Here is a 14,016-nt window from a genome sequence, read left to right on the forward strand (position 1 = left end):
AATCCAGATATTACATTAGGTTGGATATTTAACTGGAGAAAAAGAAATGACATCAGAGCTTGTTTTTCGACTGAAAATTTCTTTAAAATAAGTATATAGCTACTTCTTGCTCTACAATAAAATACCACAGATTGGTTACTCGACTGGAGGAAAAGAAATGACATCGGAGTGGCAGAGATTACAGACCAAACTGCCGGAATGGGTAGAACAAAGCCGTCATGAGTATATTCATGGCAAGGTAGCAGCATATATTCCCGAACTGTCCAAAGCCCCGGCCGACGCGCTGGGTATTGTGGTAATGAACGGTGCGGGTGAGACCGTGGTAGCCGGAGATACGGAAATACAATTTACGATGCAGAGCATCTCAAAGGTATTTACGCTCATTCTGGCCTTGATGGATAATGGAGAGGACGTTGTCTTCTCTAAGGTGGGGATGGAGCCTACCGGGGACCGTTTTAATTCCATGCTAAAGCTAGAACTGGTTGAGCCGGGGATACCGTTTAATCCACTGATTAACGCTGGAGCAATTGCTGTCTCCTCTCTGATTCGCGGAAACAGTCCAGAAGAGAGATTTGCCCGTGTCCTTCAATTTTTCCGTCTGCTTACTCATAATGACACATTGGAATATGATCAGGATGTCTACGATTCAGAATCAGCCACAGGCCATTTAAACCGTTCCCTTGCTTATTTTCTAATGGAAAAGGGGATTTTAAGAGGTCATGTGGAGGATGTGCTTGACGTCTATTTCAGACATTGTGCTGTCAAATTGAACTGTACAGATTTAGCACGTATGGGACTCATACTAGCCTACAACGGCCGTGATCCGGTCACAGGTATACCTCTGATTCCCCGTCGCTATGTACAGATCGCCAAAACATTTATGACAACATGCGGTATGTATGACGCCTCTGGTGAATTCGCCATTCAAGTCGGGCTCCCTGCCAAAAGCGGCGTATCTGGTAGTATAATGACGATGGTACCCGGACGATACGGCATCGGGCTAGTGGGTCCTTCATTGAATCGTATGGGCAACAGTACAGCGGGGGTACACTTGCTGGAGACAATGTCACGGGATTTGGATTGGAGCTTGTTTTAGTATAAAAAAAGGGTATTCCCAGCCAGTACGGCTTGTAGGAATACCCTTTTTTGTTACGTTCCTGCTATGTTAAATGGTTTGACCTTGAACCAATTTAATTTGAATGCGGAACGGGTCAGCCACATACAGGGCCCCATCACGTTTTTGTAATCCATAACCTGCCGCAGTCAAACGAGCAGTAATGGCATCCAATTCTTGTTGGTCTGGAACAATCAGTTCAAAATAATCCAATCCAGCAGCCTGCTCGGGAGCTGGTGGTGCTCCTTCACCTGCCCATATATTCAAGCCCATATGGTGGTGGTAGCCACCCGCGGAAACGAACAGGGCTGAAGATCCGTATCGGCACGTAATGTCAAAGCCAAGCACATCGCAATAAAATTGCTGTGCTGTGCGCAGATTAGATACATGGAAGTGAACGTGCCCAATTACTGTTCCCTGTGGCAGCCCCTGCCAAGGTAAATTTTCAGAAATGGCAATCAGGTCTTCTGCATCCACGGGACCTGTTCCCATCATGTAAAATCCATGTGCATCTCTTTTCCATTGATCACGAGGACGATCCGCATAGATTTCAATCCCGTTATTATCGGGATCATGGATGTATAGTGCTTCACTTACATCATGATCTCCCTGTCCGATTTCAATCTCATGAGCTAGCAGATTACGCAAAGACAGGCCAAGAGCTACACGGTTCGGTAGAAGAATAGCAAAGTGATATAATCCGGCTACGGACTGGCGCGGCAGAATAACTGCATTTTCAATATAATTAAGGATCAGTAGCGCATGCTTTCCGTCGACAGTCAATTCAGCCGTATCCGCCGTTTGACGCAGAAGCTGTAAACCAACGACCTCAGTGTAAAATTGAATAGAACGCTCCAAGTTACTAACTTTTAATGAAACCTGCCCGATTTTAGTGTTGTCATGAATATGTGCTGTCATCAGATTTCCCTCTTTCTACATGGATTGGAGGACTAAGGATGAAACGAAATTATTGTTCTGTTGACCCACGACGACTGAACAAAGAATCCAGAGAGAAACGAGTTGTCGGTGCAAATACGAGATGAAGAGCTACCAGAATAAAAGCAATATCCAGCTCATAGCCAGCTCCTTGACCATTCCCCATCAACCCACCGGACAATTTGGCCGTGAAAATGGCACCGATCAATACAATAACTAAAAGTCCGGATACATAGCGAGTAAGCAATCCAAGAATTAATGCAATCCCGCCGACCAACTCAATCACCGCAACGACATAACCTAAAAATCCTGGGACGCCAATGCTGGAAAACCAGCCTGCTACATTACCCAACCCCATTTGGAATTTAGCAATTCCGTGTACCAAAAACAAAATTCCGAGCGCCACCCGCATAATTGTAGAAACGTTTCTGCTTGCCGAACTCATGTTATCTCTCCATTCTGTTTGTTTTATTACACTCATACAAGCGTATATGAATAATTAATTTATATTACTAATAATTTAGTTAAAAAAATAATAACGTTCGAATCTATACGGCAACATATATGTGTGAATCAAACTCAATTATTAGTAATAGTAATAATTATTTTGTAATGTGAATTTAGCATAAGAAACTATAGTCTGTCAACAAATTATTTGGTATGATAAATAATAAATTAGTATACATTATATTTCCCAGAAGGAGGAACGCTCAATGGGTATAGGATGCAACATTCGTGCCGCTCGTAAACGTAAAAATTTATCCATCCAGCAAATATGCGAACGAACCGGACTATCTCAAGGGTTTATGAGTCAAGTAGAAAATAATAAAACCTCCCCTTCCATCGCTACATTGGACAGCATCGCTAATGCGCTTAATGTACCTCTCGCTTTTCTGCTTCTTAAAGAAGAGGAACGAATGCAAGTGATTCGCAAGGACGAGCGCCGTAAAACGTTGTATGGTAAAAACAAGCTCCAGGTTGATCATTTGGGAGGGCAGGGTAACGTCAAAATGATGCTCGTTGAAATGCCGCCAGGCTCATCTACAGAAGAAGAGCATGCTCATGCAGGAGATGAGATTCATTTTATTTTGGAGGGCACAGTATACGTGGAGCAGGGCGAGGATTCAGCTACGCTGGAAGCAGGAGATTCCTTTAGCTGGAGAGCGGCCATCCCCCACTATGCCAAAAATGTAGGAGAAAACAACGCTCGTATTCTGATCTCCGTATTCCTCGAAGCAGAAAATGATGCCTAATCAAGATTTGAGCACATCACAATATCAATTCCCCATATCATTGCAAAAAGCGTGTACCTGGAAGTTAAATTAACTTCAACGATACACGCTTTTTTGTAGTAGCTGTTTAACTTATTCCATCGCTTGCTGAGTATCTGTACGCGATTCCCACGGAAGCTTGAAGGTTTTCATGATCTTTTTGGCATTGGCTGAGAGTACGGTTACCGGATCACCAGTCATTCCCAGCAGTTCTTCTTTTTTATCTATAGTAACACGCCCATAAAAAGTAGTGCTGCTGTCTCCCCATCCTGTAGTATACTCATAGATCAGCGGTTTATTAAATTTCGGATAGGTTCCCCACTGATTTTTGGCCTTGTTTTCCAAGAAAAGGTCCAGCGGATCGTATTCCATCGTAAATGTTTTATCAAAGGGAGCTCCCACATACCCTTGATAGGTGACCATCGGAAAATCGTCCTTCACTTCAACCAGACTCAGCACATCCCCGTCCACTGTAAAATACCGTAATGCTTCACCTTGAGGAAACATGTAGACACTAGACAAAAGCTCAGTGTTGGGACGGTGAACTTCTATATAAGGATGAACAGAACGTGTTTCTAAGTGGATTAACGCTTCGCGTGCTGCTACGAGATCCCCTCATACAATTGTTCTTTTAGTTTACCGTGAATCGGTGGCTCGATCTGAATCTGTGTGTTTGTCTTCTCCAACGTATAACCTAATTCAAGCGACACATCTCTAAGAGGTACATATACATCTTTACCTACAACCTTAAAGGTCAGCTGCTGCTGGTTCTTACGTAATTGCTCTTTAAGAATTAAGGGTTCTGCCCACTTTTGCAGCGTAATCTGCTTTTGTTTAGCGTCCCAATGGTAGCTTGCACCCACAGCTTCAGCGTATGGTTTGAGAGGTACCATCAGCTTACCGTCGATCAATAGCGGTTTGATTTTGTTGTTTAAGGGCTGACCGGCTATAACAATATCGGTTAGCTGTGTTGCTTGAGGTGCTGTGCTTTCCTGTTTAGCCGCTTCAGCGTCTCCTTGGTGTATTGTTGTCAAGAGTAATGGTAGCATCAGCAAGGCGACAAACAATCGCTGAAATCCTGTTCGATCTAGCTTCATTATTAGTCTCCGTTCACTGAATAGACTTGTTCATTCCCGCTCTATCTCTTTTTGGCTGCATCAATGTCTCCAGGTCTCATCCCTGCCCATATGTTCGGGATACTGACGGTCTCTGGATGCTCAAATACGAGAAACGCAGTCGGCAAATACCGTTCACCGTATTCAGAGGAAGGCTTGTTGACAATGGTGTTGTCCTTGACGAGCACGGTTGACGAACCTCCATCCAGATTAGCACCGATAACCGCTCCATGTTTAAGTAAAATATTTTGCATATCATACAAGTTGGCACCGATGCTGTACCCAGGCTGGCGACCGTCGACGGTTACAAAAATAATTGCCCCGTCTGCTCTCTGCCCCATTGCAGTTCGGGGAGCAATTCCCCATCCCTCGCTTGCATTGCGAATCAGACCTTTTCCATTCACGATTAGGCGTGGCTGAAAGGTAACCGCTTCTTGCACATTCATTTTGGACAACTCGGACAACGAATAGTGGCCGGCTATCATTTTTCCCTGTTTATCAATACCTACGATTTGAACAGAGGCATTTTTACCCATATCGTTGTAGTATATCTGACCCTGAGAAATGACAACACCAATCGGTTTAAAGCCATTCCCGTTCCAGTTGGGATCAGCGAATCCACCGCCATTCACCCCAGCAACAGCCCCCAAACGCTCGACCATGCTAGATACATGTTCTCCCCGGCCGACTTTAGCAGGAACCCCGAGCCTAATTTTAGTGGGGTCATGCACCGTCATAACATAGCCATGATAGTTACGACCTGACACCTCTTCCACTTCAACCAATGGCGTTTGTTGTACTTTAGTAGGTATCAGATCAGGCAAGTTGATTGTATGTCTATCCTTCTCTTCACCCATCTCTTCGAACCGGGCCGAATATTCAGCCACTCGTTGCTTCGCCTCTGCTTCGCCGATAAAATATTTCGCCCAGTGACGATGCTGAGTCGTAATCAGCGTGTCTGCAGCCAAATAGCGCATGTCCTTGCCAGAAGGGGTTAAAAACAACCATGCACCACCTCCAATTCCCGCTAACAGGAATACAATAAAAAGTCGCAGCATAAAGCGACCAAATTTTCCTTTCCGTTTCTTTTTCTTATTTTTCTGCCTGCGAGCTGCTGCACGCTGTGGCAAGACTTCCGGTTTCATTCATCATCTCTCCTGTTTGGTGACTTCTATCGTATTTCATCACTATTGCCCATCAAATGATCAGTAACGATAGGCTGCGACATCTAACGACAATATCATAAACTAATTTTGTAGAATGATAGTGTCAATTTTTTAACAGATTCATCCACTCTGAAAAAGAATACAGCAAAAAGCCCTTCACATAAATGTGAAGGGTTGTAACTATAGGGGGGATATCCGATTTACGGAGCAGCCTCCGGTTCGAGCAGCATGAACAGCTCTTTCATCTGCTGTCGCTTGAGTTTGGGACTAAGCACATACAAAGTATCGCCCGGTTCAATCACGGTCGTGCCTCTCGGGGCAATAATTTGCTCGTCCCGAATAATGGCTGTAAATAAGATATCTTCAGGCAGCTGTATATCCTGAATCGCCTTGCCCGCTATCGACATCCCCTTTTGTACCTGAATGTGGTTGATTTCCGAAGTGGTTTTTCCCAGAGAAACTAATTCCAGCAGTGAAGGAGACGATGTCTCGTTAGGGTCCATCAAGCCAAGCTTCACCGCTAGCCACGAGATTGTAGTACCTTGGATAATCGCAGAAGTGAGCACGACGAAAAATACAACATTAAAAAATAAAGGTCCTACATCCATTTCATCCAGTAATGGATAAGTTGCTAGTACAATGGGTACCGCCCCCCGCAATCCTGCCCAGGATAACAGTGTCTTCTCGCGTACAGAGTACCTGGAAAAAAGCAAGCTTAGGAACACGCCTATTGGACGAGCCACGAGCATGAGGATGAAGGAAAGCGCCAAGCTTTGCCACGCGATACCCAGCAATTGATCGGGAAAGACCAACAAGCCGAGCAGGACAAACATCATAATCTGCACCATCCAGGCGAAGCCATTGTTAAAATGAATAATGGATCGCTTGTAGGTTAAGTCGGAATTTCCCAATACAATGGCCATGACATAAACCGCCAGCAATCCGCTCGCCTCCAGTAACGATGCCGCCGCATACGTCAATACCGCAAATGCCAATGCCATCACAGGATACAAACCGGATGAATCAAAATTCATTTTATTAATCGCATATACACCTAAGCGTCCGAGTACAAAACCAACGGCTAAACCAAAACCCATTTCCCATAAAAACAACAAGATATGTATCCAAATGGATTGTTCAGGGTGATGTATCAGCTCAATCAATGTTACTGTGAGAAATACAGCCATCGGGTCATTGCTGCCGGATTCCGCTTCAAGCGTCGAGGTAATTCGCTTTTTGATGTTTTTACCTCCTAAAACGGAAAACACTGCTGCCGCATCCGTCGAACCAACAATAGCGCCAAACAGCATGGATTCCATCCAGCTCACGCCTAAAATAAACTTGGCGCAGACGCCAATGACTACAGTCGTAATGATGACTCCTAACGTTGATAATGACAACGCAGGTCGAATTACTGGCTTAACATCTGCAAACTTTGTCTGCATCCCGCCTTCAAACAAGATTACAATGAGCGCAAGAATGCCCACCAGCTGTGTGATAAAGGCATTATCAAAATAAATAAACTGACTGAGCACCATGCCTACGGCAATAAACAAAACAAGCGCAGGCATACCGAAACGGCTGGAAAATTTGGTAGTCAGCACACCGACCAGCAGCAAGCCGGACAGCAAAAGCACAATCAAATTAATCACGGTTGTCTGTTCCATACGGCTTCTCCTATCTTGAAAATAAATGTTCATTTTTTCGCCTTCTAACTATATACCCTCAAATCACATAGAATACTAATCTTAAGTAAAAAAAATTATAGGAGAAAATTAAAAAATCCAGCTCATGGTCTGTGCTAAATCGGCACTCCATAAGCTGGTCTGTAATTTTTATAGGTGTTAAGCTGCGACAAATGTTGTGCTTTAGGCTTTAGGATGAATCATATGCGCTGGTACAACATATTGGTCAAACTGCTCTTCAGTCAGCAGTCCGCTACGGAGTGCCGCTTCCTTTAGAGACAGTCCTTCCGCATGTGCAAGTTTGGCGATTTTAGCGGCATTTTCATAGCCGATATGTGGATTCAATGCTGTCACCAACATCAGTGAATTATTCAAATTGTGCTCAATCTTAGCGAGATCAGGCTCGATGCCGACGGCACAGTTGTCATTAAAAGCAATGATGGAATCAGCCAGCAGATGAACTGATTGCAAAAAATTGTATATGATTACTGGCTTAAACACATTCAGTTCGAAATTTCCTTGACTTGCTGCAAAGCCGATGGCTGCATCATTACCCATGACTTGCGTAACGACCATCGTTAGTGCTTCACTCTGGGTCGGATTTACCTTACCAGGCATAATGGAGCTACCTGGCTCGTTAGCAGGAATCGTGATTTCGCCCAAGCCGCTCCGTGGACCACTAGCCAACCAGCGAACATCATTGGCGATTTTCATCAAATCTGCAGCTAACGCTTTGATTGCTCCATGTACAGCCACCACTTCATCGTGACTGGTCAGTGCATGAAATTTATTAGGTGCAGAAGTGAACGTTTTACCAGTGAAGCCGGATATTTCCGCAGAGGTTCGGGAACCAAACTCTGGATGAGCATTAATTCCTGTACCCACTGCTGTTCCGCCAATCGCCAGCTCCTTCATATATTGAACCGTATCGACGATCATTCGTTTGCTTTTATCCAGCATGGCATACCAGCCGCTGATTTCCTGACCCAGTGTTAGTGGTGTCGCATCCTGTAAATGGGTTCGGCCAATTTTGATGATATCCTTGAATTGTTCTGACTTCTGTTGAAAAGTCTCTTTCAGCTTATCAATGGCAGGCAACAAACGGTCCTCGACGGCAATAACACCTGCTACATGAAGGGCTGTAGGAAACGTATCATTTGAGCTTTGTGACATATTCACATCGTCATTCGGATGCAGCTTCGCATCTTTTCCCTGTTCTTGAAGCCATTGGCTTCCCAGATGAGCAATCACTTCATTGACATTCATATTGGACTGCGTTCCGCTCCCTGTCTGCCATACAACCAACGGGAAATGGTCATCGACTCGTCCAGCTAAAATTTCGTCCGCTGCATAAATAATGGCGTCCTGCTTTTCCTGAGATAGCTTACCCAACTTATAATTGCTGATCGCCGCACTCTTTTTGAGCACCGCGAACGCCTGAATGACCTCTAATGGCATTTTCTCCGAACCAATCGGGAAATTTTCCTTACTGCGCTGTGTTTGCGCTCCCCACAAACGGTCTGCCGGTACTTTGATTTCGCCCAACGTATCCTTTTCAATGCGGTATTTCAACTCATTTCCTCCTCTTGGCCTATGTAATTCAGACAAAATATGGTGATCTTCTTTGCCTATTATACATTAAATTTCAGATGTTATCATATATTTTGCAAGCGCTTTTTTTACAATAGGGTCAGAGGAGAGACAGAAGAAAAATTCAGCTATGAGCTTGATTACCAGCCTCAGCTAATCGTGATGTTGCTTTTGGCATGAACTTCTTTTCTGCCCAGTAGCTTGTTTAACGCGTCAATATAAGCTTTAGCGCTAGCTTCCAAAATATCTGTACTTGTACCTCTTCCCAGTGCTGTGTATTCACCTTGCCTCAAAATAGCGTGGACTTCCCCCAACGCATCTTTGCCGTACGTTACAGACTGGATGGAGTAATCCTCCAATTCCACCACTTCCCCACTGGCCTTGTCTATCGCATTGAAAATCGCATCTACAGAACCATTACCCATCGCTACTTCATCAATCGATGTACCATCTTGCTTATTCAGCCGTATGGAGGCGACTGGGACCGACTGATTACCATAGGAAACCTGAATGGAACTTAGCGTGTAAATTTGAGGCGAGGCATTGCGGCTTTCATCCATCAAGACGAGTAAATCTTCATCCAGCACCTGTTTTTTCTTATCCGCCAAGGCTTTGAATTTGCGGAACGCATCCTGAAGCTGTTCCTCTGTCAAAACATCAAAGCCCATGTCCGCCAGCTTTTCCTTAAACGCATGACGTCCCGAATGCTTGCCTAATACAAGTTTACTCGTCTTCAGACCAATGCGCTCAGGGGACACGATCTCATACGTTGTACGCTCCTTCAGCATTCCGTCCTGGTGGATACCGGACTCATGTGCAAATGCATTGGCCCCCACAATAGCCTTGTTTCCTGGTACCGACATCCCCGTACGTTTGCTTACCAGTCGACTGGTGGCATACAGCTCCTTCAAAATCAGACTCGTTTGTGCACCATAGAGATCGGTTCTCGTATCAAGGGCCAGTGCGACCTCCTCGATAGGTGTATTTCCGGCTCGCTCACCGATGCCATTAATGGTACCTTCAAATTGATCTACACCGTTACGGATAGCTGCCAGCGTATTGGCTGTTGCCATGCCAAGATCATCATGACAGTGTGTGCTAAGCTGTATTTTTTCGATACCTGGTACTTGTTGTTTTACGATTCTAAACATTTCTCCAAATTGATCTGGCGAGGCATATCCCACCGTATCCGGCAAATTGACGACGGTCGCCCCAGCGCGAATTGCCATATCTACAACTTCACAAATAAAGTCCAACTCGGTACGACTGGCATCCTCTGCCGAAAATTCTATCTTGCTAAAATACTTGCGTCCATAACGAATGGCAGCGGCAGCGGTCTCTAATACCTTCGCTTTATCCATTCGCAGCTTATGCTGGCGATGAATAGGTGAGGTAGCTAGGAACAAGTGAAGACAAGCGTCCTCCGCGCCCCGTAGAGCTTCTCTGACCGCATCTATATCCTGCTCTTTCGAGCGTGCAAAACCAACCAGTGTTGCTTGGGTGACCTGTTTGGCAATTTTCTGCATGCTGACGATCTCACCAGGTGAGGTTGCCGGAAAGCCAGTCTCAATCCGATCTACGCCTAATTTTTGAAGCTGAAGAGCTATTTCCACCTTTTCTGTGCTGGTTAAGCTAACTCCTGGTGATTGTTCTCCATCTCTTAACGTTGTGTCCAACACCCATATTTTTCGCATACAGATACCACCTTTGGTTTGATTTTAGGAGATGCTCAAAGTAGAAGGTTTAAACATCATTTTATTCATCTGATCATCTGATGTTTAAGATTAAAAAAATTAAGAACTTCCCATATGCTTTTGCAGCTCCAGCTTGGTGCCGTCCAAATGCTGAATACTATACAGTTCTGCAGCTTTGCCATCCTGCTCCAAGATCGCTTCATAAATTTTTTCATGTTGAAGTGTAAAATGATTTTGCATTGCTGGATCGGTAATCAGATTGCTCAGCGCCTTGCGAATAGCCTCTACAAAGCTGCGGTAGACGTCCGTAAGCACCTTATTGCCTGTAGCTGCTGCAACAGCCAAGTGAAAAGTGATATCCGCATCCAAGTACCCATTCATATCTCCAGCGGCCAATGTCGCAGCTCGACGGTCCAGCGCCTCCCGCATCAAGCGTAAATCTTGGTCATTACGACGTAACGCAGCTAATCTGGCAATCTCCAGTTCCAGCACGCTCCGCACTTCATAAACTTCAATAATTTCAGCGCGACTTAGTCGGTAATCCAATGGTTCTTGAGAAGTCGTTGGTTGGCAGACAAAGGTTCCGTGTCCTTGCTTTTTCTCTAATAGACCGGCATGCACCAGTACGCTAACCGCCTCACGAACTGTAGATCGCCCGACTCCAAATAGCTTCATAAGCTCGGGTTCCGTTGGAATCCTAGTGCCCACATTCCATTCACCAGCAGCAATTTTTCGTTGTAGCTGCTCAGCCACTTCATCGGCAATTTGCTTGCGTTTGACGGCTTGAAAAGGCACCATTTCATAATTCATCTGATCATCTCCTGTTTCGTATCATACTATGACACATTGCTTTTCTGCAACCTATTTCACCTTCCTTCCCCATTATCTTTTATATAAGACCTTACCAACCGAAAAAGCTTGCACCGTTCATCACGATGCAAGCTTATGAGGATAGAGAACATATTAAGATTTCGTTTTATTCGGAGTAACACAATACAGACGGCTGGTTGTTTCAAAAATATGCCCCGGAGCCAGTGCAATTAACCCGATGTCTTCCGCAGGCAAGTCTGGTCGATTCGGCGCATTGATCATGTTCATTTGCGGTTCAGGACAGATAAATTCCTTGTTCGCTTTGTTGTTCCAGATCATCCAATGCTTATAAGCAGTGCCTACATCGTATACAAGGGTAGCACCTGTCTTACTGTGTGTGAGTTCCATGTAGTTACGTCCATTTTGCGGAGCCGCCGTATAATGATTATCCATAGAGGCAAAATAAGGGCTAACTCCTGTTGTCTTCATCAATTCCTCTTCCGGGGATAACGGTTGGAACTGCCCAGTGGCCAACAATCGATCTGTCAGCTCACGCCGCTCACCGATCGTAACCTTAATCTTGTAATCCTCAGGCGAGCTATCAGGTACAAACGGTACCCGAATGGCTGTGTGAAAGGCAAACAAGTTGGGAATCGGCTGATCCCCCTCGTTATGAATCACATAACGCTGATGCAGGCCAAATTCGTCCAGGCTGTACGTCAGCTTCATTGTAAAGGTGAAGGGTAAATAACGGAACATAGGATGCCCTTCCCTTACATGCTGATTCATTACTACATAACTACCTTGCTCCCCGGAACCGTAGTCCTCAACCTCCCACCGAACGGTGTGTAAAAAGCCGTGCAAATGGTTATGGGTAGCCTCTTCATTAATTGGCAGCTCATATGTAACACCATTCCACAGGAATTTTCCATCCTCATACCGATTCGGAGGGAACAAAAAAGGAATTCCGTAAACGGATGGGCTTTGCTTAAAAGCCTCTATGCTCTCAGCATCCGGCTCACGTAGAAAAGAATATCCCGTCTCATTGTCACGAAAAGTAATCAGATTTGCGCCGTTTCCTGGCAGGGCAACCGCTTCATATCGTCCAAATTTAAGACGAATCGCCGGTATTCCATAATAAAGATCACCAATTGCAGTATGCTGTTGTGTCATCAAAAATCCTCCTTGATGAAATGACGATGTTTAATGAAAGCGTTTAGCTTTTGGCTTGACTATACCATGTCCAGCAAAAAAATTCCACGTCAACACAAAAAAACGATGCCCCGCAAGGCATCGTCCTTCACACATATTACACATAGCGTCCCTGTTTGGGTACTGCCATGTGTTCAAAATTCCCAGCCAGCCGTTCCAACTGATCGGTCAGCTCGGTACCTTGCATGAAATGTCCATGCCCTGTAACTGCAATTGCGGGCTTTAAACCAGCTAACATTTTCACTGACCGCTGTGCAGCTTGCCAATCTGTTGTAAAATATGCAGGCGGTCCGTGGATTTCTTTTTCCTGTAAAAGCACAGCCAATGCCGATTCCTGCTTTACCGTGATAAAAGCGTCACCAGCCACCATTAAGCGTCTCTGCTCATGAAAAAGCGATACATGACCAGGTGTATGTCCTGGTGTATGCAGCCACTTCCAACCAGGGGCGCCGGGGATACTGCCATCTTTGGGCAAGGAGGTGATGCGATCATCGAGATCTATAGCATCATTGGGGTACAAAAAGGAAATTCCCGACATCAAACCTCCCCCCACACTAGGGTCAGGTTTTTGATAATCTTTCATTCCCGTCAAATAAGGTAGTTCCAAAGGGTGTGCATAGACAGGCGTACCCCAATGCTGTACCAACTCAATAACCGAACCTACGTGGTCAAAATGACCGTGAGTAAGCACAATAGCAACCGGAGGACCCGTAAACCGTTCCTCAGCCAGGCGTATAATCGAGTCTGTGAATCCTGTCATCCCCGTATCCACCAGCACCCAGGATCGGCTTCCCGGCTCTCCGATAAAACACACATTTACAAACAGCGTCCGTAAGCTCAGGAGATCGGGAGCAGCCTCTTCATTTGCCGTCATTCCTTCGGTGAACAGATGATTTGCCAAAGCTTCACCCTCCTATTCACATGGAATTTCTTGTTATACTCGACCTATAGGCTTCCCCCATGTCAGCAGATTATGCGGACACTGCTAAATATAATCCGCTTGTCACGAAAATAGACCATGTTTACATTACTCGGGTAATTTACTCCATGCCGCATCCAGCAAATAGTCGAAAAGATCATCATTCTCTTCAATCCAGCTATCCATCTGTAGCATTTCTTCCTCCAAGCGCGGCTCTCCAGCAAAATGGAGACTATAATCCCACTCCTTTCCCTTTTTACTGTGGAAGGTAATTTCATATATAGAACTCTGTCCGTCTACTCCAAATACCACTTGACCTAAATATGCCCCGTTCTCATCTCTTGTCATTTGTGCCTGTTGAATATGTACTTCTTTCAATTCCTGAGAAGAATTTTGCTCTGTCATTTATTTAACCGCCCTTTCATTTTCACTAAAAAGTACCAAAACTGATTTGTGAACCTTTTCGTTACATTGTACAATATATAAGCTATGTGTGGAATTTGC

The 14,016-nt window shown here is 44.9% G+C and carries 14 protein-coding genes; 2 read left to right on the forward strand and 12 right to left on the reverse strand.

The annotated features are described in order from the left end of the window. Positions 1 to 157 precede the first annotated feature (157 nt). Complete coding sequence (glsA, locus tag PPM_RS13070) at positions 158 to 1,096, forward strand: glutaminase A (protein WP_013371363.1); 939 nt, start codon at positions 158 to 160, stop codon at positions 1,094 to 1,096. 69 nt (positions 1,097 to 1,165) lie between these two features. On the opposite strand, the gene PPM_RS13075 is transcribed toward glsA, so the two are convergent. Together PPM_RS13075 and PPM_RS13080 are read right to left on the reverse strand one after the other, a co-directional pair. After that, positions 1,166 to 2,032: a VOC family protein gene (locus PPM_RS13075; RefSeq protein ID WP_013371364.1), complete on the reverse strand. Its 867-nt coding sequence runs from the start codon at positions 2,030 to 2,032 to the stop codon at positions 1,166 to 1,168. Positions 2,033 to 2,081: 49 nt separating this feature from the next. Then, on the reverse strand, positions 2,082 to 2,495 hold the full coding sequence (locus PPM_RS13080; RefSeq protein WP_013371365.1) for a DoxX family protein: 414 nt from the start codon (positions 2,493 to 2,495) through the stop codon (positions 2,082 to 2,084). A gap of 268 nt (positions 2,496 to 2,763) precedes the next feature. Between PPM_RS13080 and PPM_RS13085 the strand changes: the two genes are divergently transcribed. Beyond that, positions 2,764 to 3,303: a helix-turn-helix domain-containing protein gene (locus PPM_RS13085; RefSeq protein WP_013371366.1), complete on the forward strand. Its 540-nt coding sequence runs from the start codon at positions 2,764 to 2,766 to the stop codon at positions 3,301 to 3,303. Between the two features lie 111 nt (positions 3,304 to 3,414). Here the strand turns inward: PPM_RS13085 and PPM_RS30090 are convergent, their stop codons facing one another. From PPM_RS30090 to PPM_RS13135, 10 genes are all read right to left on the reverse strand, one after another. After that, positions 3,415 to 3,828 carry a hypothetical protein gene (locus PPM_RS30090; protein ID WP_013371367.1) on the reverse strand — a complete coding sequence of 138 codons (414 nt, stop codon included), beginning with the start codon at positions 3,826 to 3,828 and terminating at the stop codon, positions 3,415 to 3,417. 95 nt (positions 3,829 to 3,923) lie between these two features. Further along, on the reverse strand, positions 3,924 to 4,418 hold the full coding sequence (locus tag PPM_RS30095) for a copper amine oxidase N-terminal domain-containing protein (RefSeq protein WP_013371368.1): 495 nt from the start codon (positions 4,416 to 4,418) through the stop codon (positions 3,924 to 3,926). Positions 4,419 to 4,459: 41 nt separating this feature from the next. Beyond that, entirely contained in the window at positions 4,460 to 5,581 is a 1,122-nt protein-coding gene (locus PPM_RS13100) for a phosphodiester glycosidase family protein (RefSeq protein WP_013371369.1), read from the reverse strand. A gap of 221 nt (positions 5,582 to 5,802) precedes the next feature. Next, complete coding sequence (locus PPM_RS13105; protein ID WP_013371370.1) at positions 5,803 to 7,269, reverse strand: potassium/proton antiporter; 1,467 nt, start codon at positions 7,267 to 7,269, stop codon at positions 5,803 to 5,805. 201 nt (positions 7,270 to 7,470) lie between these two features. After that, entirely contained in the window at positions 7,471 to 8,859 is a 1,389-nt protein-coding gene (gene fumC / locus PPM_RS13110; RefSeq protein ID WP_013371371.1) for a class II fumarate hydratase, read from the reverse strand. 167 nt (positions 8,860 to 9,026) lie between these two features. Next, positions 9,027 to 10,571, reverse strand: coding sequence for a 2-isopropylmalate synthase (locus PPM_RS13115; protein ID WP_013371372.1), 1,545 nt, complete (start codon positions 10,569 to 10,571; stop codon positions 9,027 to 9,029). 99 nt (positions 10,572 to 10,670) lie between these two features. Next, entirely contained in the window at positions 10,671 to 11,381 is a 711-nt protein-coding gene (locus tag PPM_RS13120) for a FadR/GntR family transcriptional regulator (protein ID WP_013371373.1), read from the reverse strand. A gap of 153 nt (positions 11,382 to 11,534) precedes the next feature. Next, on the reverse strand, positions 11,535 to 12,554 hold the full coding sequence (locus PPM_RS13125) for an aldose 1-epimerase (protein WP_013371374.1): 1,020 nt from the start codon (positions 12,552 to 12,554) through the stop codon (positions 11,535 to 11,537). A 136-nt stretch (positions 12,555 to 12,690) separates the two neighbouring features. Beyond that, positions 12,691 to 13,494, reverse strand: a complete 804-nt coding sequence (locus PPM_RS13130; protein WP_013371375.1) for an MBL fold metallo-hydrolase — start codon at positions 13,492 to 13,494, stop codon at positions 12,691 to 12,693. A gap of 126 nt (positions 13,495 to 13,620) precedes the next feature. Then, on the reverse strand, positions 13,621 to 13,917 hold the full coding sequence (locus PPM_RS13135; RefSeq protein ID WP_013371376.1) for a hypothetical protein: 297 nt from the start codon (positions 13,915 to 13,917) through the stop codon (positions 13,621 to 13,623). Positions 13,918 to 14,016 lie beyond the last annotated feature (99 nt).

Origin of the sequence: Paenibacillus polymyxa M1, from assembly GCF_000237325.1 — a bacterium.
Taxonomy (GTDB): Bacteria; Bacillota; Bacilli; order Paenibacillales; family Paenibacillaceae; genus Paenibacillus; species Paenibacillus polymyxa_C.